Raw genomic sequence first — 22716 nt, 5'->3', positions numbered from 1 at the left:
CAGGCAAGCCGCAAAGAGACAGCCATACTGAACATGCCGGCCGGATATCCCGACCGGTATTCATGAAAACATTCAGGGAACCTGTATGCCTTCACGTCACCCGATCGCCCGTACCTCACTGCTGGCCATGGCCATCACTGCAGCGCTTTCTGCCACACCCACCCTGGCCGACGAGACCAGGGACGCCTCATCCTCCGCGCAGACCAGCGCCGCCCTCGGCATACCCGACCCGGCGGTCATTGCCCATCGTGGCGACTCCTTCAACGCCCCGGAATCCACGCGGCCGGCCTACCTGCTCGCGCGTGACCTGGGTGCCGACTATCTGGAACTTGATTTACAGCGCACAAGGGATGGCCACCTGGTTGCCCTTCACGACAACACCCTGCAGCGCACCACCAATGTGGCCGAGGTGTTTCCGGACCGCGCCGATGCCCCGGTCAGCCAGTTCACCCTGGCCGAACTCAAGCAGCTGGATGCCGGCAGCTGGTTCAACACGGCCTACCCGGACCGGGCCCGACCAGGCTTCAAGGGCCTGAAGATCATGACGCTGGATGAGATTCGTGATATTGCCGAGGGGGGCAGCAACCACCCCGGGCTTTATATCGAGACCAAGGTGCCTACCCTGTTTCCGGGCATCGAGAAGGATTTGAAGCAGTACCTGCAGGCCCACGACTGGATTGGGCCACAGGCCGGAACACAACCGGCCGGTGAGTCCAATGGGGCAGTCAATGTTGCCTATACGCCAAGCCGCGTCATCCTGCAGACATTTGAAAAGCCAAGCCTTGAGGCCTTGCAGCAGCAGATGCCGAACGTGCCGAAGATCCTGCTATTGTGGGGCGGGGAAGGCTCGATACCGCTTGAACAGTCAGCCCCGCAGGGCACAGATGAAACAGACGCCGATTACTACGCACGCCAGAAGGTTGCCTCGAAGGCGGACTACGGTGAATGGCTGAGCTACGCGAAGGATCACGGCGCCATCGGGGTAGGACCATCAACAATTCAAAGCGAGCATGACGGAGACTTTTCACGCCAGTTCAGCTATAGCGAACTGGCTGCCCCATGGATGATCGACATGGCGCACGAACACCATCTGCTTGTGCATGCCTACACCGTGGACCAGCCGGCAGACCTTGAGACCTATCGCCAGCATGGTGTGGACGGCTTTTTCACCAATCGCCCGACCGTTGCCCTCAAGACCTTTGACCGTGCGCCTGATCAGTCGGTCAATGACATCCTGACCGCCTACGATTACTGACCGCCGGCATCAGCGGCGGCGTTCATGCCGTCGCTGACCGGATGTGGGCACCAGAGACATCGCTCTGCAAGCGCGCGGCCTGCTCGCGCACGGTGGACAGCAGCTGTGAAATCAGCAACAGCTCCATCTGCACCAGCCGGTAGGGGCTGTCCATGCCCTGCAGCGATGCCTTGAGCGCCGCTTCGATACGCGCACCCTCCTCTCCCTGCCCCGGCACTGCCCGCCGTGCCGTCAGATCATCGGCTACTTCTTCCAGCGACTGCGCCAGATAGGCACTGCTTTCATCCAGCAGGGCCAGATGCGGATGGGCCGGCAGTGCATCCCGATGCGCGCCGAGGGCCGACAGATAGTTCAGCAGCGTATGTGTGGTCACCATCAGCGGCAGACAGGCTTCAGCATCCTTTCGAAAATGCCCGGGCTCCAGAGCCATGTTGGACAACGCCGAGGACAGGGCCATGTCAGCATTGTGGGCATTACGCCGGGCCAGCCGGTAATCAAGGTCATCCTGCTTGCCGGAGCTGTACTGCACGATCAACTGGCGCAGATAGGCGCCATTGCTTTTGAGTGCCGTGGCCGCGAGCTGATGAATCCGACGACCCTGCCAGTCAGGCAGTACCAGAAAGACCGCCAGGCCCGACAGCAGACTGCCAATGACCGTATCCACCAGGCGGGGCCAGATGACGCTGTACCCGTCCAGTACCTGGTTGAAACAACACACCACCATCAGCGTGATGGCCCCGGTCGCCAGCATGTAGCGGCTGGACCGGTTCACGAAAAAGGCAACGCCTGCCGCCACGGCAATCGTGCTTTGTATCCAGGGCGAGGGAAACAGCGTCAGCGAGGCCCAGCCGGCCACCAGCCCGACGATCGTGCCGGCAATACGCTGGGTCAGGCGAAGCCGTGTCGAGCCGAAGTTGGGCTGGCAGACAAACAGCGTGGTGAGCAGAATCCAGAACCCGAGTTCAAGATCGCTGACCTGCATGACACCAACCCCGGCGACCAGCGCCAGCGTCAGACGCAGGGCATGCCGAAAGATCGGCGAGGACGGCTTCATGTGCTGCCGGAAACGGGCCCAGGCATCGCGCAGGGACTTGGGTGAGCGGTCATAGAGGGTATTGTGCGGGGCCAGTACCGTTTCTTCCGGCGCGTGTGCCCGGGCCAGTTCCTGGTCCAGCACGCTCAGGTTATGCGCCAGTGCGTCCAGCGCCCCCAGCAGCATCGGGTCAAACCGCCCTTCCTGCTGATGCAGCCAGGCAAGCGAGGTGTGCAGATCCTCCATGGCGCCGGGGTGACGGGTATCGTTCAGGGGCTCGCGCCGCCGAATGGCCCGACCCAGACTGCGGCAGGCCTTGCCCTGGCTCTTGAGCAGGCGCTGGCAGCGAAACAGGATGTCGCTGTGAAAGAAGGTTTCGGCCAGGGTGTGATAGGGATAATGCGTGGAACTGGCCCGCTCATGCAGGCTCTGGGCAATGAAATAGATCGTCAGGTAACGCTGCAGCTCGGGCTGTTCGCGCCGACTGTCCAGCCGGTTGATGATCAGCTCCTTGACCTGATTCATCGCCATCACCACCCGGGTATTCTGCTGCGCCAGCGCCAGACGGGTCTGGTCAATATCGCGGGTATCGCTGGGCTCGAACAGCGAGGATTTCAGAATCAGGTACTCGCTGAGCTGACGATACAGTTCCGCCATGCCCTGCTGTACCGGCTGGCGTGAAAACAGCACGCACCAGAGAATCGACAGCGCCCCGTACCAGGCCGCCCCCAGTGTCAGCATGGTGGACTCAAACCACCAGACGTGGTGGTTACCCTGGCTCTGCTCCAGACCGATCATGGTGTAGACCGCCAGAATCAGGGTGGCACGGGCAATGGTGCCATAACGCTCGCCGAGCGCCCCGCCCATGGTCAGCAGAAATGCCCCCACCGTTAACGCCGCCACGAATCCAATGGGATGAGGCAGCAGCATCTGTACGCCCAGCGCCACACTCCAGAAGGCTGCCAGCGTCAGCGCCACGGCCCGTGTCCGTCCCCAGACGTTATCATCGGTTTCCGCCAGTGCGCAGGCGATGATGCCCAGAAACCAGGGAATGACCCAGGAAACATGCCCGAGATACCAGCCCAGTCCCATCGCGCCACTCAGGGCAATGAAGACCTTGAGTCCGGACGAAAAGCGTTTCAGGGACCAGAGGCGTTGAAGCGAAAGCAAAAGTGAGCTCAAAGTGCAGTATCCCGAAGCAGGGGCAGCAGGCATGCCGAATAATAATATTTGACTAAAGTCTAACGTGTTTTATCGGCCGTCCAAAACAGCCTGACAGGGTAACGGACATAAAAAAGCCCGATCGGCGGCTATCCGATCAGGCTGCTGGCAGTAACGCGCTCCGCTCAGGAAAAAATGACGCCCTTTTTCAAAAGAAAGCAGCCATATCCTCGCGCCTCGCCGGTGACTACCACCGCAAAGGCCTGACGGGTAGCCTCGTAAAAGGCAAACCGCTCCAGCGACCCCATCGCCGCCCTGTCACTATCGACCGAGTGCAGCAGAGCTGAAAACTCCTGCTGTACTTCCGGCAGGGTCGCGGGGTCTTCACCGACCACTTCCATGCGCCGCACCGGGTGATCCACGAAGCTGTCGAGCGGCAGTACCGACAGAATGGCTTCTGCCGCCTCGCTGACGCTGTTGCCGTCCAGCCGGATGACCGGCCGCCCGTTGGCCAGCGAGGTCGCGGGGAAGTTGCGATCGACCAGGGCAATGTCATCACCATGCCCCATGGTGCGCAATACGTTCAGCAACTCGCCACTGAGTAGCGGGTGTATGTTCTTCAGCATGTCCTGCTCCAGATCCTGCCGGCACCGCCGAACGCGGCGGTGGCTCGGCGCGCTATTTTTGTTTGACGATGGCAGCCTTGTGCTGCAGCCGGCTTTGTTTCTGATCGATGATGACCGCCACAATGATGACCAGCCCCTTGACCACCATCTGCCAGAATTCGCTGACCCCCATCATGACCAGGCCATCGGCCAGAATCCCGATCACGAAGGCGCCGATCAGTGTGCCCATGATCGAACCACGACCGCCGGCCAGTGAGGTGCCGCCCAGCACCACGGCCGCAATGGCATTCATCTCGAAGGCGATGCCGGTGGCCGGGTGGCTTGCCACCAGCTGGGATGACACCACAATGCCCGCCAGTGCCGCGCAAAGCCCCGAGATGGTATAGACCCACACCTTCACCCGAGCGACCTTGACCCCGGAGAGCTCCGCAGAGTGCTCATTGTCGCCAATGGCAAATACGTGACGCCCGAACTGGGTCCTTTTGGCGATATAGGCAATGACGGCGGCCAGAATGAACATCATCCAGATCGCATAGGGCAGTCCCAGCAGCCTGGCCGAGCCGATCAGCTCAAAACCGGTATTGCCCAGTTGCGGATTGCCGGACAGGCCGGTAAAGGTCTCGCCGCCGGACAGCAGCATGGCGGCGCCACGCACGATGTACATGGTGCCAAGGGTGCAGATGAACGGCGCGACGTTGTAGCGGGTGATCAACAGACCATTGAGTGCTCCGATCAATCCACCGATGACCAGTACCATGGGCACGACCAGCCAGATGCTTGGAAAGATGGCAATGCCCAGCATCGGCAACACGATACCCTTGGTGATCAGCCAGCCCGCCACCATGCCGCAGAAGCCCAGAATGGCCCCGATCGACAGGTCAATGCCGGCGGTGATGATGACAAAGGTAATGCCCAGGGCCAGAAAGGCATTGATGGCAATGTGCTTGACCATGATGACCAGGCTGCTGGGCTCCAGAAAGCCCGGCACCATCACGGTAAAAAAGGCCAGTATCAAGAACAGGGCGATGAACGTCCGCATCTTCAATACGAGCAACAAAAGGTTGTCCTTCGACATGATGGACGCCGAGGAAGAAGTGCTGTTGTGTGGTGTATTCATGCTAGAGCCCTTGCGCACTTGCCGAGACAAGCGCGGATTCTGTTGCGTCGTGACGCGATACGTTGGCGGTCAGCCTGCCGCCTGACATCACCAGGATACGGTCCGAGACGGCCATGATTTCCTTGAGGTCCGAGGTCGAAAACAGCACCCCGATCCCCCGCTCGGAGAGCGATACCATCATGTCGAACACGTCGCCCTTGGCGCCGATGTCGATACCGCGGGTAGGTTCATCCAGCAGCAGCATCTTTGGGTCGGTCAACAGGGTGCGACCGATCACGACCTTCTGCTGGTTGCCCCCGCTCAGGGCACGAATCTCGATATCCGGCGAGGAGACCTTGATCGACAGGGTGTTGATGGCCGAATTCACTGCGGCATCTTCTGCCGGTTCATCGATGGTGAAGCGGTGCTTCAGCCGTCGCCACAGGCTGGAAATCGTCATGTTGTTACTGACCGAGGACACCGGGAAGATGCCGTTTTTCTTGCGATCTTCCGGCACCAGACACATGCCCCGGCGAATGCGCTCACTGGTACTGGTGCCCTCGTGCACGCTCTGGCCATCAAGGGTAATCTCGCCCTGATAGCGCTGAAGGCCGAGCAGACATTCCATCAGCTCCGTGCGACCGGCGCCCATCAGGCCGTAGACACCGACGATCTCCCCTGCCCTTACCTCAAGCGACACTTCATCGACCAGCGTCAGCCCGGTAGTGCTGACCAGGCTCAGGTTGCGCACATCCAGTACCGGCTCGCCAAACTCACGGCCCGGCTTCAAAAAGTCGGTCACCGGATCACTGCCCAGCATTTCACGCACGATCCATGGCACATCGATGGCTTCGATCAGCGCCTCCGATTGCAGATTGCCGTCGCGCAGGATGGTGATGTGATCACCGATCGCCATCAGCTCCTCGAGCCGGTGAGAAATGTAGATGATCGATACGCCCTGGGCCGTCAGATCACGGATGACCTCGAACAACAATTCGATTTCGGTCTTTGAAAGCGCCGAGGTCGGCTCGTCCAGGATAAGTACATCCGCCTGATCTGCCAGAGCCTTGGCGATCTCGACCAGCTGCTGCTGGCCGACCTTGAGGTTGGAAAGCAGCTCCGAGGGAGCGATATCCTGATTCAGTCGCGCCATCAGCTCGGCGGTAATCCGGTGCTGTTCGGCGGTGTCGATCGGCATCAGCCCGCGCTGACGTTCACGACCAAGGAAGATGTTCTCCGCCACGCTCAGGTTGCCGAACAGGTTCAGCTCCTGATGCACCATGCCGACACCTCTGGAGGCTGCGTCCCGGGTGCTGCTGAACGTCACCTGCTCTTCGTTCAGAAAAATCCGGCCGGATGTCGGTTGCTGCACCCCGGCCAGAATCTTCATGAGTGTCGACTTGCCTGCACCGTTCTCCCCGATGATCACGTTCACCTTGCCGCGGTATACGCGATAATCCACCTCGTTGAGAGCGATCGTGCCCGGGTAGACCATGGAGATCGCCTCGGCACGCATCACCACATCCGCCGTATCGCTGCTGTGCATTACTCGCCGCTCCGTTCGATCTGAATCGGCACTGCGTCACGCAGCGTTCCATGGTCGAACGTGATTGCAGCAATCACGGACACGGGCTGCCCTTGCCAGCTTTCATCCAGCGCGCCGGCTCCCTCGATGGCACGAGAGTTCAACTCACGAGAGATCTGGGCAAAGCGAATCTGGTTCTTGAAGTCATCGAACACGACGTATCGAGATGCATCACGAATGGCGTTGCCTCGCACGATCCGGCCGGTCTGCAATACGACGTCCTGATCATCGACCTTCACGGTCACCGATCCACGTATCCTGCTGGTGTCGACACGCTCGACCACGCCATCAAAATGAACGAAAACACTGGTTGCGGTGCCATCACCCGGCGCGGCAAGGCGGGCCATCAGAGTGGGCCAGTCGATGGCCTCGTCACGAGCTTCAGGCAAGATCCTGGGGGCCCACAACGTGTCCGCCACTTCCGACAGGCTCAGGTGCTCGTAACTTGCCGGCGCGTTCGGGTCGGCGGGAATAATGGGGTTACCGTCATCATCAAGATCGGTAACGGTACAGGCGCTCAGCAGATGAAGGCAGAAAACCAGGCCCAGCAGCCGGAACAAGGAGTTATAACGCATGATAAACCCTGCAGCGGAGCAGCCAGGCATGGCCGCTCCGCTCTGGTGGTTATTGTTTGAGGGAGAAGTTGTCGAGCCTTGCCGCATTGGAGCTGTCGATCAGTACACAGTCCATCAGCTGTTTTTCAGGCATGCCGGTGGAACCGGTACGGATGTACTTGTCGGCCTGTTCGACCACACGCTGCGCCTGGGCATAAGCCGGCTGCATGACGGTCGCCTTGATGTTGCCCCCCTTCAGGATCGAATCGCGGGCATAATCAAGGCCGTCGAAGCCGACGATGAAGACATCATCGCGGCCTGCGGCCTGCAGTGCCGCTTCCGCACCCAGCGCCATGGAGTCATTGCCGGTAATGATGCCCTTGATATCGGGATTGGCCTGCAGGATGGACTCGACACGGCTGAAGGCTTCGGTCTGGCTCCAGTTGGCGCTCTGCTGCGCGGCCATTTCGAACTCGGGGAAGTTATCCAGAATGTCGTGGAACCCGGCGCTGCGTACCTGCGCATTGGTATCCGATTCCGGCCCCATCAGCTCGACGTACTTGCCCCCATCCCCCATCAGCTCGGCAAACTTCTCACCGGCCAGCTGCGCGCCCTGGAAGTTGTTCGACACGATCTGGGTCACGACCACGCCGGTCTTGTTGACTTCACGGTCATACAGAAAGGCCGGAATGCCTGCCGCCTTCAAGCGCTCCAGGGAGCCGACACTGGCTTCGGAGTCGGCATTATCAAGCACCACGGCTTTCGCCTGACGGGCAATGGCGGTTTCGATCAACTGATTCTGCTTGTTGACGTCACCATCATGAGAGGCTGACAGGGTGTCATAACCCAGCTCTTCCGCCTTTTCCCTGGCACCTTCGGCCCCCGCCTTGAAAAACGGATTATCGTGGGAGGGAGTAATAATGGCGATCAGGCCATTGCTTGCCAGCACACTGCCGCTGGCAAGTGTCAATAGCGTTGCCGCCATCATGCTTTTCAGGAAGGTTTTCTTTTTCATTGTTGTCTCCGACAGGCCCTGTCATGGAAATAGCAAACGATTGCGTAAAACGTCTGCCATTTCTAAGCCAGAGCCCTGGACGATGTCAACGAGCACATCGAAAAAGAATAAATTGTTGTTTTTAAACCATTAAAAAGAAGGAATGCGCGTCTTTATCTGTAATTCAGCTACATGTTGCAAGCATCTGAATTTGAAGAAACTAACGGGGCATCAATAATGAATTCCGGTCTGAAACCCCGGGTTTCATCGTGGTCTGTAATCAATAAATTTATTTTCCCCAATAGTCATCTACGAAAGTATATAAATCCGTCAAAAGGGCTGTTGCTTCTCAACAGCGAGCCATGGTTTTGACGGAGGAGCGTATCACCAGATCAGGCTCGAGCATGATCAGGCGCCCGTTCTGGCGCGGATTATCGATCCGCTCGATCATGGAGGCGACGGCCTGCTCTGCAAGCCGACGCTTGGGCTGATCGATGGTGGTCAGCGGAGGCGTCAGATAGGCCGAATAAAAGCAGTTGTCGTAGCCGACGACGGAGAGCGTCTCCGGGATACTCACCCCTGACAACTGCGCTTCACTCATTGCCCCCATCGCCATGGCATCGTTCCCGATGAACACAGCGCTTGGCAAGGCAGGGCTCGTCAGCAGACGACGCATGCCGAGCTTGCCACCTTCAAACTCGAAGTTGGACTCGATGATCCACTCAGGCACCACCGGCAGACCGGCCTCGTGCATGGCCTCCAGAAAACCATCGTAGCGCTGCCGCGCCGGCAGCTTTTCAAGTGGGCCGCCAATGTAGGCGATGGCCTCATGTCCCTGCTCGACAAGGTGCTGAACGGCCAGATGGGCCCCTTTTACCGAATTGTCCTGAATGCGGTCGACGTAATCCCCGGAAGGCCCCCAGTCCATGACGACCATGGGCAGGTCACGCTTGCCGATCACGGCACTGAACAGGGAATCATCGTACTCGGAGCACATCACCAGAATGCCATCGACCCGCTTTTGCGCCAGCATCATCAGATAGGCGTTGGTCTTTTCAAGCTCGCCATCGGTATTACACAGCACCAGGGTATACCCCTGTTGATAACACTGCCGTTCTACTTCCTTGACCACTTCGGCAAAAAAGGGATTCAGGGTGGTCGTCACCAGCATGCCCAGACTTTTTGTGGTCTTGACCTTCAGACTGCGCGCTACCGCGCTCGGCGCGTAATGCAGCTCATTGGCCGCCTTGAGCACCCGTTCCCGGGTGGCCGGCGCCACGAAGCGCGTCTTGTTCAGCACATGCGATACCGTGGTGGTCGATACCCCTGCCAGTAACGCCACATCCTTGATTGTTGCAGACAAACGATTGCCCTCTCCTCGGCACCCGGTACATCCATGAGTCATTGACCACAACCGCGGTCCGGCTCGTCAAAAGCGGCAACCGGACGACGTGTCGTGACCAACAGGGGACGCGCCGAATGCCCTGCCCCGGGCGGGACAGGGAATGCGACGCTTCTCGAGTATATCGGAAAGCAACCCATCATGAGGGACCGCCGTACCGAGGCACAGCCCATGAAAAAGCCGCCCGAAGGCGGCTGTTGATGGTCTGCCCTGCTCAGGCGCCAGCCATCAGCCTTTCCTTTGTAATCGGCAGATCCCGCACCCGAATACCCGTGGCATGGTAGACCGCGTTGGCTACTGCAGCAGCCAGCCCCGTAATCCCGATCTCGCCGATACCACGTGCCCCGAACTCGTTGAATGTGGTATCCGGATAGTCCAGAAGAATCACATCAATCTCGGGCTGGTCGGCATGCACCGGCACCAGATATTCGGCGTAATTGTTGTTGACCACCCGGGCGGTTCTCGGGTCGTACTCGGTATGCTCGAACATCGCCATGCCAAGCCCCATGACAATCGCCCCCTCGACCTGGTTGCGGGCGGTCTTCTCATTCATCACCCGCCCCACGTCGATGGCACTGACCACCCGCGCCACGCGCAGATTGGCCAGCAGCGGGTCCCAGCGCACTTCAACGAAGTGGGTGCCGAAGGAGCGATAGGAGTACTTCGAGGTATCCGCGCCCTCGGTATGAGCGTCGCCTTCGGCGTTGGCGAGCTTCATCGAGGACAACACCTCGGCAAACGACATCTGTTTACCGTTGTGGGAGAGTACGCCGTTTTCGAAGTTGAGCGACGCGACATCGACGCCGTCGAACGGTCCCCCCGAGCGTACGGCGCGGGTCTTGAGCTCCATGATGGCATGACGAGTGGCCTCGGCAATCGCCGGCAGCGTGGTTGCCGTGGTCCAGGAACCGCCGGAAATCGGCCCTTTCGGGTAGGACGTATCCCCAAGCTCCACCTCGATGCGCTCGAAGGGAACCCCGGTCAGCTCGACCAGCGTCTGCGCCACGATGGTATAGGTGCCGGTACCAATATCCTGGGTGGCACAGGAGGCATACACCGTACCGTCGGCGCGCAGCGCGACATGGGCATCACAGGGACGCTTGAGGGCCTCCCAGTTGCAGGCCGCCATGCCGTAGCCGATGATCTCCCGCCCTTCGCGCATGCTTTTGATCTTCGGATTGCGCTGATGCCAGCCAAAGCGTTCTGCGGCGCGCTCGGCCGTCTCCCTGATATGGTTGCTAGAAAACGGCAGGTCCTGACTTTCATCGCGGTCGGCAAACTGATCGAGCCGAAAGGTCAGGGGATCGATACCGGCGGCCAGCGCCATTTCATCCACTGCCGATTCCAGCGCGAACAGCCCAGGCGCCGCACCCGGAGCACGCATGGAGGTCGGCGTACCACGGTTGACCTGGGTCGTGCGGTGATCGACCGAGACGTTGTCACAGCTATAGAGGCTTTTGGTCACGCTGCCACAGGTTTCAACGTACTGATCGGTGCAGGACGTGGTCGAAATCGAGTGATGGCTCAGCGCGACCAGGCGGCCCTGTTCATCGGTGGCAAGCTTCAGTGTCTGTTTCGTTTCCGGCCGGTGACCGGTAGTCGTGAACATCTGCGATCGCGGCACCACCAGTTCGACAGGCCGCCCGATTTCCCGTGACGCCGCCGCTGCGGCGACTGCATGTGGCCACATCCACAGCTTGCTGCCAAACCCTGATCCGATGAAGGTCGAGATAACCTCCACCTTGTGCGGCGCCAGATTGAAGATCTTGGCCATCGCCCCCTTTTGCTGCACCACCCCCTGGGAGGACTCAAAGACCTGTAGCCGACCGTTCGGCCAGTGGGCCAGGGTGGCATGCATCTCCATCGGGTTATGCGTTTCAACCGGTGTGGTGTAGGTCGCCTCCATGCGATGCGTTCCGCTCTCGAAGGCCTGCTTCGCATTGCCCCGCGAATGATTGCCCTTGCCCTCGCGAGTGCCATGGGCGGTCAGGCCCTGCTCAAGATTCGCCCGCGGAGTCTCTTCTTCATAGCGCACCGTAACCGCCTGCGCTGCCGCGCGGGCCTGATCAAACCGTTCGGCCACGACCAGCGCGACGAACTGGCCATCGTAGTAGATGCGCTCATCCTCGAACGGCAGCCGGGTTTCCTCGACCTTGTTGCCCCCGGCCATCGAGGAGGGGGTATGGTGCAGGGCCGGAAAATTACCGTGATGGAAGATCTCGATCACGCCAGGCATGTTGCGTGCAACCTCGAGTGCCAGCCCCGTGATGCGCCCACGGCTGATGGTCGAGAAGACACCGTAGGCGTGGGCCTTGTTGTCGAGCTGATGATCGGCGGTATAGGTCGCCTGGCCGGTCACCTTGAGCCGGCCATCAATGCGTTTGGGCCCCGCGCCCAGCGTCTGATCGCTCATGAAACCTCCTGCATCGTCTCGAGTCCGGTCAACGCGCCGAGTTCGGCGATGATGGCATGCCGGCCCAGCGGAATCTTGAAGGCGTTGTGTTCATACGCGGTCGCGCCGTTGAACGCGGCACTGGCGGCCTGTTCGAACAGCGCCCTGGAGGGCACCTTGCCATCCAGCATTCGCTCGGCGTCGGTGGCTCGCCAGGGTTTGGTGGCCACGCCCCCGAGCGCAATGCGCGGTGCGCGGATCACGCCACCTTCCACCGACAGTTGCGCCGCACAGGAGGCCAGCGCGAACTGATAGGACGCGCGATCCCTGAGCTTCAGATACCCGGAGCGAGCACCGCCGGGAGGGGCGTCCAGTGTCACGTGGGTAATCAGCTCATCAGGCTCGAGCGCATGCTCCCGCGCAGGCGATGTACCTGGAAGCAGATGAAATGCGTCAAAGGGAATATCGCGCGGGCCGTTGGGGCCCATTACGCTGACCGTGGCACCGATGGCAGCCATCGCCACACACATGTCGGAGGGATGAGCCGCAATGCACTGATCGCTGGTCCCCAGCACTGCAAACGTTTCGCGATTGACGCCGCCAATGGCCGCACAGCCACTGCCGGGATCACGCTTGTTGCAGGGCGAGGTACCATCACGAAAATAGGGACACCGCACGCGCTGCATGACGTTACCCGCCGTAGTGGCCTTGTTGCGAAGCTGGGTGCTGGCACCGGACAGCAATGCCTGTGAGAGCACCGGGTAGTGCGTCTCGATCAGCTCATGCCGGGCAAGCGCCGTATTGGTGACCAGCGCGCCGACCTGCACCCGTCCATCCTTCAGGCGCTCGATGTGGTCAAGCCCCAGGCCGTTGATATCCACCACCTGGTCGGGCTGCATGATATTGATTTTCGCCAGATCCAGAAGCGTCGTGCCGCCGGCCAGATAGGCAGAGTTCGCCCGGGCATGGGTCGCAATGGCGGCGTCCACCGCCCCGGGGCGGGTATAATCAAATGCGCGCATCAGGCACCTCCCTTCATGACCTGTCGGGCATCCTGGACGGCCGCGAGAATATTCCTGTACGCCCCGCACCGGCAGATATTGCCGCTCATGGCCTCCCGAACGGCAGCATCGCTTTCACCCATCTGCTTATCGTTGAGCAGGGCCACGGCACTCATGATCTGACCGGAAGTGCAGTAGCCACACTGAAAGGCATCGTGCTCCCAGAAGGCTGCCTGCACCGGATGCAGTTCACCGTTATGCTCAAGCCCCTCGATGGTGGTGATCTCATCGGTCTGATGACTGATGGCCAGCGACAGACACGAATTGATCGCCTGACCGTTGACCAGCACCGTGCAGGCGCCACACTGGCCGTGATCGCAGCCCTTCTTGGTGCCGGTCAGACCAGATTCGTTACGCAGCACATCCAGAAGCACCATCTGCGGTGCGATATCCACGGTATGCAGGTGCCCATTGATGTTGAGCCTGATGCGGCTCAGGCCCTGACGGGGGGCATCCGAGCGAGGGGGCGGGTCATCAGCAGCCCTGGCCTGGGCAGCCGGGCCCCAGAGTGGCACTGACGCCGCCGCCACCCCTGATGCCCCCACGGTTTTCAGAAAATGTCGACGCGACGTCGATGCCGTCTCGTCCTGTTGAGTGCCTGGATCGAAATGCTCGGTCATGATCAACTCCGGTGCACCGGCGGCGGACAGCGCCGCCGCCGGCGATCTTCAGTCGGCCAGCAGCCGCTCGGGGGTGATCGGCAGGTCGCGAATGCGCTTGCCGGTAGCGTGGTATACCGCGTTGGAGATGGCCGCCGCGATACCGGTCAGGCCGATTTCGCCCACACCGCGTGCCCCAAACACGTTGAGGTGATAATCGGGGTGATCCAGCAGCTCGACCTCGATCGGCGGAATGTCGGCATGCACCGGCACGATGTAATCGGCCAGGTTACTGTTATAGAGGTAACCGTTATGGTCGAATTCGGTCTGCTCGAACATGGCCATGCCCAGCCCCATGACCAGACCGCCTTCCACCTGGTTACGTGCCGTCATCGGGTTGATGGCGCGCCCGATATCGATGGTGGAAACAATACGAGCCACTCGCAGCCGCGAGATGCCGGGATCCCAGCGCACCTCGACAAACACCGCGCCGAAGGAGCGGAAACTGAACCGGTCCTGCTCGTCACCAGGCGCGGTCGATGCCACGTCACTGATCTGCCCCAGTTCAAGCTCATCCAGCAGTGCAGTGACAGCCACCTTGCGGTCGCCCTGTACGAGTGACCTGTCCTTCAGGGTGATGTCGTCGGCAGACGCGCCCTCGAAGGCCTGACCATCACCATTGACCCGCTCGGCCAGTTTCCTGACCGCCGCCTCGATGGCCGCCTTGACGGCCGGCAGTACCGTGGCGGTGGCAAAGGAACCGCCGGACAGCGGGCCGGAAGGCAGGGCGGCATCACCAAGCCGCACATCGATGTCATCAATGGGAATACCGGTCAGTTCGCTGGCAGTCTGTGCCACGATGGTATAGGTGCCGGTGCCGATATCCTGAGTACCGCAGGCAATCTGCATGCCGCCATCGGCCAGAAAGGTGGCCCGCGCCGAGCAGTGCTGGCGCATCGCTTCCCAGCTCTGGGTCGCCATGCCGTACCCGATGACTTCATCCCCTTCACGCATCGAGCCGATTTCAGCAGTGCGATTTTCCCAGCCAAACCGCTCGGCCGCATTATCCCAGCATTCCTTGAGGTAATTGCTCGACCAGGGCAGATCACTGGCCGGGTCCTTGTCAGTGAAGTTGCGCCGACGCAGTTCCAGCGGGTCAATATCCAGTTGCCAGGCCAGTTCATCCATGGCCGTTTCCAGCGCGAACAGCCCCGGGGCTTCTCCCGGTGCGCGCATCGGGCACGGCATGCCGTGATTGACCTCGGCCACCCGATTGGTGACGGCGACGTTATCGCAGGCATACATGCTGGGGGTGGCCGTAATGACCGTATCGTCATGCATTCCGACGAAGGCAGTCTCATTGCTGGCATCATGGCGGATGGAGGTCAGGGTGCCATCCTTGCGCGCCCCGATTCGGATTCGCTGCAGTGAGGCAGGGCGGCTGCCGGCAGAGGTAAAGACCAGCTGACGCGGCACGACCGTCTTGACGGGTTTGCCAAGCCGCCTTGCAGCGACCGCGGTCATGACCGCGTGTGGCCACATGAAGAGCTTGCCGCCAAAGCCTGATCCGATGAAGTGAGAGATCACATTGACCTTCTCGGAAGGCATCGAGAAGATCTCGGCCAGTGCGTTTTTCTGAAATACGACGCCCTGAGTGGATTCATACACCGTCAGCCGATCACCGGCCCAGACTGCAGTGCTGGCATGCAGCTCCATGGCCGAGTGGGTTTCGGTAGCAATACTGTAGAAGGCGTCGTGGGTAACCTCGGCGTCATCAAAGGCCGCAGCAGCATCACCGCGGCTGTTGCTGTCGCCCTCCTGCAGCACTCCCGGCAAACCGGTATCGTCCGTTGGCAGGGCGGAAAGGCTGTCAATGACCGCCGGGCGGTCATTGCTGTACCAGGGAATCACCTCGCCGGCGGCCGCGCGGGCATGCTCCAGCGTATCGGCCACTACCAGGGCAATGTACTGACCGTGATAATGAATGGTCGAGTCTTCAAACGGCAGGCGCGGTTCGCTGACGGTATTTTCCTCGGCAAAGCTGTTGGGCGAATGCCTGAGGCTCGAATCAAAGTTTCCAGCGTGATAGATATCCACCACACCCGGCATCGCCAGTGCAGTTTCAAGTTCCAGCCCGGTCAGTTCGCCACGGGCGATGGTGCTGCCCACCGGATAGCCGTACAGCTGACCTTCCAGCGAGATATCAGCGGTGTAATCCGCCTGCCCTGTCAACTTGAGCGCGCCGTCGATCCGGGGTTTCGGGGTGCCTGTGGCAGTACTCATGAGCGATCTCCCTGTGCCTTGAGTGCGCGGGCTGCATCACGCAGCGACCGTACGATAGCCTGCTGCCCAAGGGTGACCTTGAAGGCATTGCCGGACTGCGGAACAGCGCCTTGAAACGCCAGTACCGCCGCGTGTTCAAAGCTGTCGGTGGTGGCTTCCATGCCAACCAGCGCCGCTTCAGCATCCAGGGCGCGCCAGGGTTTGGTGGCTACCCCGCCAAGCGCCAGACGTACGCTGCTGACGGTATCGCCATCCAGCGTCAGAATGGCCGCGCAGGAGGCCAGTGCAAATTCATAGGAGGCCCTGTCGCGCAGCTTCAGATAGTTCGATGCTGCACCGGCCTGAGGGGCATCCAGAATCACATGCGTGATCATCTCGTCATCGTGAAGGTCGTGCTCCTTCTCCGGGTGACGCTCGGGCAGAAGGTGAAAGTCGGCAAACGGCACTTCACGCTGCCCCTTGCGCCCTTCCAGCACCACCGTGCCACCAATGGCGGCCATGGCCACGCACATGTCGGAGGGGTGAACGGCGATACAGGCTTCGCTGCCACCGAGTACCGCGTGATTTCGATTGATGCCGGTCAGGGCGCTGCAGCCACTGCCGGGCGAGCGCTTGTTGCAGGGCATGGCCGTATCACGGAAGTACGGGCAGCGAGTACGCTGCATGACGTTACCTGCCGTGGTAGCCATGTTGCGAAGGCTGGTGGACGCTCCGGACAGCAGTGCCTGCGACAGTACCGGGTAATCCCGCATGATGCGGTCATCCCTGGCAAGGTCGGCATTGCTGACCCGCGCGCCAATTCTGACTCGGCCGTCGTCCAGCGTCTCGATGTCATCAAGGCCAAGGCCATTGATGTCCACGACCTGTTCGGGCCGCATGACACCGAGCTTGACCAGGTCAATCAGGTTGGTACCGCCGCCGATGAAGGCATCGCGCGCACCATGGTGCTCCAGCGCGTCGCCGATGGCTGTCGGCCGCGTCAGTTCAAAGGTTCTCATGGGTTACTCTCCGCCGTTCAGACGCGCATCCGCGGTCTTGATCGCATCATGAATATTCTTGTAGGCACCGCAGCGGCAGATATTGCCGCTCATGGCATCCTTGATGGAGGCATCGGTACGCTCAATGGAGGGATCATTCAAAATGGCGGTGGCGCTCATCATCTGGCCGGCCGTGCAGTAACCACACTGATAAGCGTCATGCTCCAGAAAGGCCTGCTGTACCGGGTGAAGCGTGCCATCCGGCTTCGCCAGACCTTCAACGGTGGTGATATCGCAGCCTTCGGCCATCGAGGCCAGCATCAGGCAGCTGTTCATTGATCTGCCATCCACCAGCACGGTGCAGGCACCGCACTGACCATGGTCACAGCCTTTCTTGGCGCCGGTCAGCCCCAGGCGTTCACGCAGGGCATCCAGCAGGACCACGTTGGGTTCAATGGACAAGTGGTGGGTCTGACCGTTGATGGTCAGCTCGACATCATGCAATCGGGGCGTCGCTGCAGGATCAGCATGCTGAACCGCAGTCGCGGGGGTGGTGTCTACCATGACATTCCTCATCAATGAGTCCGGCCCGATTCTTGTTATTTGGACCTGGATAATCTGAGGCAGCCTGCCTTGGCTGCCCGGGGTTTTGTCTGCGCCCGCCTACGGTCAAGGCAGGGACAGACCCTGGAAAAGCGTAGTCAATCAGGACAGAGGATGCGAGGCCCGGCTGGGCCGGGACGGTATCAGGTCGGTTTCCTGAGCAGAAAGACGATCGGGAACGCCACGATGTAGATCAGTCCCAGCCACAGGAAGATATCGTTGAAGGCCAGCACTTCTGCCTGGCCGGCCACCCGCGAGGCAATCATCTTGATGGCCGCCGCCTGGGGGTCACTCACTACGCCGGTGAACTGCTGCTGGTATCGGGCCAGCTCCGTCACCACTACCTCGCGGCCCTGATTGATGGAAGGAATCAACTGCATCCAGTGATAGTCACGCTGGTGATCACGCACGGTATCCAGCAGGGCCAGTCCCACGGCACCGCCCAGATTACGCATGACCGAAAACATGCCACTGCCATCACCGACCTGCTGGGGCGACAGGCTGCCCAGTGCGATACGGGCACAGGGCACCATGCACATGATCATGCCGACGCCACGCACCAGCTGTGGCAGGAAGAACTCCCAGTAGCCGGAATCCTCCGTCAGGTTCGCGTTCATCACCGAGCCGATACCGGTCAGCAACAGTCCCAGCCCGATCAGGATGCGCAGATCCACCAGGTCACTGAACTTGCCAACCAGCGGGGCCGTGACAAACATCGCGATGCCGGTCACGAACATGACCTCACCGATCTGAAGGCTGTTGAAATGACGCACCGTACCGAAATACAGCGGCATCAGATAGACCAGCCCGTACAGCGCAATCCCGATGACAAAGACAAGCCCGACCCCGGTGGCAAAATTACGCTCACGGAACAGCCGCAGATTGATGATCGGGTATCTGGCGGTGAAGGCCCGCCAGAAAAACAGCACACAGGACACGGCGCATACCACACTGAAGCCCAGAATCAGCCGGTTGCTGAACCAGTCATCATCAGGCCCCTCCTCAAGCACAAACTCAAGCGTGCCCAGAAACAGCGCCATCAATGCCAGACCAATGACATCAAGTCGCTTGATGGCCTTCCTGTCAGCGGTATCGATATCCAGCAGGCACCAGACGCCAATGGTCACCAGAATGCCGGGGATGACATTGACCAGAAAGAGCCAGTGCCAGCTCATGTGCTGCGTGATGTAGCCCCCCAGCGTCGGCCCGATGGATGGCGCGATGGTTGCTACCAGGCCAATGACGGCCTGTACCGAGCCCATCTTGTGACGTGGGAAGATCGTGAAGCTGACGGCCTGGGTAATCGGGATCATCGCCCCACCCATGAATCCCTGGATGGCGCGCAGCACGATCAGTTCGTTGATGGTGCTGGCCATGGCGCAGCCAAGACTTGCCAGCGTAAATCCGACACTTGAGATCACAAAGGCCGTGCGGGTCGAGAAAATGCGCGCCATGACGCCGGACAGCGGAATCATGATGATCTCGGCAATCAGGTACGCAGTCTGAATCCAGGAGATTTCATCCTGGCTGGCAGAGACACCGGCCTGAATCTCGTTCAGGGAACTGGCAACGATCTGGATATCCAGAATGGCCATGAACATCCCGAACACTGCCGCGACAAAACCAATCCGCACGCGCCAGGAAGGCATTTCCTGCACCGGCGTATTCATCAATCGGCGCCCGGAACCCGAGGCGTGATATCACGAACCACCGGCCCGGACAGCGGGGCGGCAACATAAAGCCCCTGCCCTTCGTCACGCGTATCCACAGATGGCACCACCGAAAGACCCGAATGCAGATACGGCAACATTTTTTCCGGCCCGGTCAGGCGAATGCGCACCGGTATCCGTTGTACGATCTTGTTGAAATTGCCGGTGGCATTATCCTGCGGCAACAGGCTGAACTGGGCACCGGTTGCAGGAGCCAGACTTTCGACAACCCCGGTAAATTCGGTATCCGGATAGGCATCCACTTCGATGTGCACCGACTGCCCTACGCGCATGCGGGCCACCTGGGTTTCCTTGTAGTTTGCCACTACATACAGCGAGTCCACCGGCACCAGCGTCATCAGTGTCAGTGACGGCTGGGCATAGGTACCGGGCTCCACGGTGACATTGCCCACAACGCCACCAAACGGTGCCGTAATATGGGTCTTGTCCAGCTGATGCTGCGCAGCCTGAAGGGCAGCCTGGGCGTTATCCCGACTGGCCTCGGCATCCTCCAGGCTGGCGCCATCCACCGACAGCTGGCGCCTTGCCGACGTCAGTGCTGCCTTGCTGGCGCTGACGCGTGCCTGGGCCACATCAAAACCGGCCTGATCACTGTCAAGCTGCTGCCGCGACGAGTAGCTCTTGCTCACCAGGGTTTTAGTGCGCGACAGGGTCTGGCGCGCCTCCTTCAACTGCGCGGCAGCAGACGCGATATCAGCGTTTCGCTGCTCGATCACCGCCTTTTGCAGTTCAATGCTGCGCTCCGCCCGGGTGACGGCAGCACGTGCCTGGGCCAGCTGCGCTCGTGCCTGGGCCAGATCATCCTGGTAGTCCGTCGGATCAAGGGTCACCAGCGTATCACCGACATGGACCCGCTGATTATGATCAACGTTGACACCGATGACCCGCGTATTCAGCTCGCTGCGTATCGCCACGCTGTCGGCATGAAGGTAGGCATTATCGGTTTCCTCGATGAAGCGTCCGGCCTGCCACCAGTGCCACCCCTTCCAGAGACCGGCCAGCAGCAGCACAACAATCACCAGCGCGATAATAAGCCGTTTGATCCAGGTTCTTGCAATGGACGCCATGAGAAAGGTTCCGATAACGCGGGAAAAAACGTAGCATACGCTACACTTTTTGCAGGCACCAGCACAGGAAGTCGCTATTCATGGGTGATGACATTACCCGGCTCACCCCCAAGGGCCAGCAGCGGGCCGAGCGATTCTTGAGTGTCGCGCTGGAGGTGTTCATCGAGCAGGGGTACGAAAAGGCCAGCGTCAACGAAGTGGTTCGTCGCGCAGGAGGCTCCCTTTCGACCCTCTACAAGATGTTCGGTAACAAGGAAGGGCTGTTCATCGCCATCATCGAACAGCGCGCCCTCTCGATCTTTGCACCGCTCGAACAGGCACTGGCCGACAACAGCTCACCGATTGACGGGCTGACACGCTTTGGTCATCGGCTGCTCGATTTCCTGCTCGAACCCGAGGCCCTGGCCATGTACCGACTGGTTTTGAACGACCTTCACCGCCACCCGGTGATGGCGCGTCACTTTCTCGATCATGGCCCGTTCCAGACCCTGGACAGGCTTACCCGCTACCTGGCGCATCATGTCAGTCAGGGCCATTTGATCATCGATGACCCCCGACTGGCCGCCGGCGAATTCTCCGGCATGCTGATCAGCGACCTGCATATTCAGGTCATGGTCGGCCAGGTACCGAACCTTCCGACGGAAGAACGCCAGCGCCGCGTCGCCTCGGCCGTTCGTCGTTTCATGGCATCGGTCTAGCGCGGCAGTAGCGTTACTGATTCACGAGTAAAATCGATACGCAGGGTGGCACCAATAGGCACCGTGAGCATGGGGTGCGTATGACCAACATCCATGCCATCCACAATGGGAAGGGGCCGACCGTCCAACACCTCTCGCACGACGTCGATCGTCGTTTTACCGCTGCCCTGGTCATCCAGCCGTTCATGTTTTCCAATAATCAGTGCTGCAATACGCTCAAGGACCCCACAGAGCGCCAGATGGGCGATATGGCGCTCAACGGCGGCGATCGTTTTTTGACTGTCCTCGATGAGAAGAATATCTCCCTCTTGAATCTCGGGCATATAGATGCTGCCCCAGATCCCGGCCATCGTATGCAGATTGCCGCCGATCACCCGGCCTTCAATGACGCCTGAACCATCAAAGTGCCAGCGGTTAGCCTGCGTGGGCTTGGCATGATGCTGGGTTTCCCAGGGTACATACGCATCAGTCCAGTCAGGTGGCATGTTATAGCGAAGGGACGTTTCCCCTGAGCTGACCGTCATATTCTGAAACGATGCAAAGGTTTGATCGACCAATGGCGGCTGCTCGCCGAACGAGGCGACCAGAGTTGGCCCATAGAAGGTAACCAGGCCCAATCGAGCATAGATTCCCAGCAACAGTGCTGTAGCATCCGAATAACCGACGATGATTTTGGGGTCAGCAGCGAGTGTTTCCCAATCGAGATAGGGCAGTAAGGCATTGCTGTTGTGACCGCCGATCGTTGCCATGAGAACGCGAACCTCAGGGTCACGAACCAGCGTATTGATTTCGTCTGCTCGCGCCTTGATAGACCCGGCCCGATATCCATCACTATTCCCCGTCAAATGTCCCGCTTTTACTCGGTACCCCTGCTGCGTGAGGTACTGGATAGCCCGGCGAGTACGATCAGGGGCAAAGGCGGTCGCCGGCGACGAGGGCGAAAAGAAGCCGATCAGCGCACCAGGCTCAAGCACAGGCGGATATATCATGCTCGCCTGGCGTCCCGTTTGACACGAAACCGCCAGGGCGCGTCGCGGTGCTCAGGCTCGGCGTAATCGATGCCGATACGCGGCCCGGTGAGTACATCCGCTTCCGGTACGGGGGAACCGGCCTCGATCCAGAGCCCCTGACCGGTGCAGATGTCGTGGCGATTGAAGGCTGATCTTGTAATCTCCAGCGCTCGGGTCAGCTTTCCCGGGCCATTGGCCAGTTCGCGTCCGCGCTTTCCGCCTCGACGGGCAATCATGGCGCTTTCCCCTTCCAGCGGCTCAATGGCCCGGATCAGCACCGCACAGGGATCATCCAGCGGCCCGACCACCACATTGAGCATGTCGTAAATACCGTAGATCAGATAAACGTAGGCATGGCCCGGCGGCCCGAACATGACCTCGGTACGGGGCGTACGGCCATGAGAGGAGTGGCAGGCCGTATCGGCAAAGCCCAGATAGCCTTCGGTTTCGGTGATACGGCCGACAAGACGACCATCCTCGTGGTCCACGATCAGATGGCAGCCGAGCAATTCCCGGGCGATATCAAGGGTCGGGCGATCATAAAAGGCACGCGGCAGGGGCGCGGCGACGGGGCGAGACGACATGAAGAC

Annotated in this window: 19 protein-coding genes; 2 read left to right on the top strand and 17 right to left on the bottom strand. The window is 60.2% G+C overall.

The window, feature by feature from the left end; all coding sequences use genetic code 11:
* Nucleotides 1-85 precede the first annotated feature (85 nt).
* Complete coding sequence (locus OQ287_RS08495; RefSeq protein WP_265896166.1) at nt 86-1255, top strand: glycerophosphodiester phosphodiesterase; 1170 nt, start codon at nt 86-88, stop codon at nt 1253-1255.
* 22 nt (nt 1256-1277) lie between these two features.
* Here OQ287_RS08495 and yccS read toward each other — a convergent pair whose 3' ends face one another.
* From yccS to OQ287_RS08420, 15 genes are all read right to left on the bottom strand, one after another.
* The gene (gene yccS / locus OQ287_RS08490) at nt 1278-3470 is read right to left on the bottom strand and encodes a YccS family putative transporter (protein ID WP_250935239.1); all 2193 of its coding nucleotides are present in this window, start codon (nt 3468-3470) and stop codon (nt 1278-1280) included.
* Nucleotides 3471-3634: 164 nt separating this feature from the next.
* Nucleotides 3635-4075, bottom strand: a complete 441-nt coding sequence (locus OQ287_RS08485; protein WP_250935238.1) for an RbsD/FucU family protein — start codon at nt 4073-4075, stop codon at nt 3635-3637.
* A 52-nt stretch (nt 4076-4127) separates the two neighbouring features.
* Complete coding sequence (locus OQ287_RS08480) at nt 4128-5192, bottom strand: ABC transporter permease (protein WP_265896165.1); 1065 nt, start codon at nt 5190-5192, stop codon at nt 4128-4130.
* Between the two features lies 1 nt (nt 5193).
* Complete coding sequence (locus OQ287_RS08475; RefSeq protein WP_265896164.1) at nt 5194-6717, bottom strand: sugar ABC transporter ATP-binding protein; 1524 nt, start codon at nt 6715-6717, stop codon at nt 5194-5196.
* Nucleotides 6717-7331, bottom strand: a complete 615-nt coding sequence (locus OQ287_RS08470) for a DUF2291 family protein (RefSeq protein ID WP_265896163.1) — start codon at nt 7329-7331, stop codon at nt 6717-6719. Before OQ287_RS08470 ends, OQ287_RS08475 begins: the two co-directional genes overlap by 1 nt.
* 49 nt (nt 7332-7380) lie before the next feature.
* Entirely contained in the window at nt 7381-8325 is a 945-nt protein-coding gene (locus OQ287_RS08465) for a D-ribose ABC transporter substrate-binding protein (protein ID WP_250935230.1), read from the bottom strand.
* Between the two features lie 328 nt (nt 8326-8653).
* Nucleotides 8654-9667 (bottom strand): substrate-binding domain-containing protein, encoded by a 1014-nt coding sequence (locus tag OQ287_RS08460; protein WP_265896162.1) that lies wholly within the window; start codon nt 9665-9667, stop codon nt 8654-8656.
* Nucleotides 9668-9920: 253 nt separating this feature from the next.
* Complete coding sequence (locus OQ287_RS08455) at nt 9921-12119, bottom strand: xanthine dehydrogenase family protein molybdopterin-binding subunit (RefSeq protein WP_265896161.1); 2199 nt, start codon at nt 12117-12119, stop codon at nt 9921-9923.
* Nucleotides 12116-13120, bottom strand: a complete 1005-nt coding sequence (locus OQ287_RS08450; protein WP_265896160.1) for an FAD binding domain-containing protein — start codon at nt 13118-13120, stop codon at nt 12116-12118. Before OQ287_RS08450 ends, OQ287_RS08455 begins: the two co-directional genes overlap by 4 nt.
* The gene (locus tag OQ287_RS08445) at nt 13120-13779 is read right to left on the bottom strand and encodes a (2Fe-2S)-binding protein (RefSeq protein WP_250935225.1); all 660 of its coding nucleotides are present in this window, start codon (nt 13777-13779) and stop codon (nt 13120-13122) included. Before OQ287_RS08445 ends, OQ287_RS08450 begins: the two co-directional genes overlap by 1 nt.
* 48 nt (nt 13780-13827) lie before the next feature.
* Entirely contained in the window at nt 13828-16041 is a 2214-nt protein-coding gene (locus OQ287_RS08440; protein ID WP_265896159.1) for a xanthine dehydrogenase family protein molybdopterin-binding subunit, read from the bottom strand.
* Entirely contained in the window at nt 16038-17039 is a 1002-nt protein-coding gene (locus tag OQ287_RS08435; protein WP_265896158.1) for an FAD binding domain-containing protein, read from the bottom strand. Before OQ287_RS08435 ends, OQ287_RS08440 begins: the two co-directional genes overlap by 4 nt.
* A gap of 3 nt (nt 17040-17042) precedes the next feature.
* Nucleotides 17043-17582, bottom strand: a complete 540-nt coding sequence (locus tag OQ287_RS08430) for a (2Fe-2S)-binding protein (RefSeq protein WP_265896157.1) — start codon at nt 17580-17582, stop codon at nt 17043-17045.
* Nucleotides 17583-17764: 182 nt separating this feature from the next.
* Nucleotides 17765-19291, bottom strand: coding sequence for a DHA2 family efflux MFS transporter permease subunit (locus OQ287_RS08425; protein WP_250935221.1), 1527 nt, complete (start codon nt 19289-19291; stop codon nt 17765-17767).
* Nucleotides 19291-20418 carry an HlyD family secretion protein gene (locus OQ287_RS08420; protein ID WP_265896156.1) on the bottom strand — a complete coding sequence of 376 codons (1128 nt, stop codon included), beginning with the start codon at nt 20416-20418 and terminating at the stop codon, nt 19291-19293. Before OQ287_RS08420 ends, OQ287_RS08425 begins: the two co-directional genes overlap by 1 nt.
* Nucleotides 20419-20498: 80 nt before the next feature.
* Between OQ287_RS08420 and OQ287_RS08415 the strand changes: the two genes are divergently transcribed.
* On the top strand, nt 20499-21116 hold the full coding sequence (locus OQ287_RS08415) for a TetR/AcrR family transcriptional regulator (protein WP_265896155.1): 618 nt from the start codon (nt 20499-20501) through the stop codon (nt 21114-21116).
* On the opposite strand, the gene OQ287_RS08410 is transcribed toward OQ287_RS08415, so the two are convergent.
* Nucleotides 21113-22090 carry a S66 family peptidase gene (locus OQ287_RS08410; protein ID WP_265896154.1) on the bottom strand — a complete coding sequence of 326 codons (978 nt, stop codon included), beginning with the start codon at nt 22088-22090 and terminating at the stop codon, nt 21113-21115. The genes OQ287_RS08415 and OQ287_RS08410 overlap by 4 nt on opposite strands.
* Nucleotides 22091-22101: 11 nt before the next feature.
* Nucleotides 22102-22710: a DNA-3-methyladenine glycosylase gene (locus OQ287_RS08405; protein WP_265896153.1), complete on the bottom strand. Its 609-nt coding sequence runs from the start codon at nt 22708-22710 to the stop codon at nt 22102-22104.
* Nucleotides 22711-22716: the final 6 nt, after the last annotated feature.

Source organism: Larsenimonas rhizosphaerae (assembly GCF_026240105.1).
GTDB classification, from domain to species: domain Bacteria; phylum Pseudomonadota; class Gammaproteobacteria; order Pseudomonadales; family Halomonadaceae; genus Larsenimonas; species Larsenimonas rhizosphaerae.
This window is presented reverse-complemented; position numbering and strand designations above follow the sequence as displayed.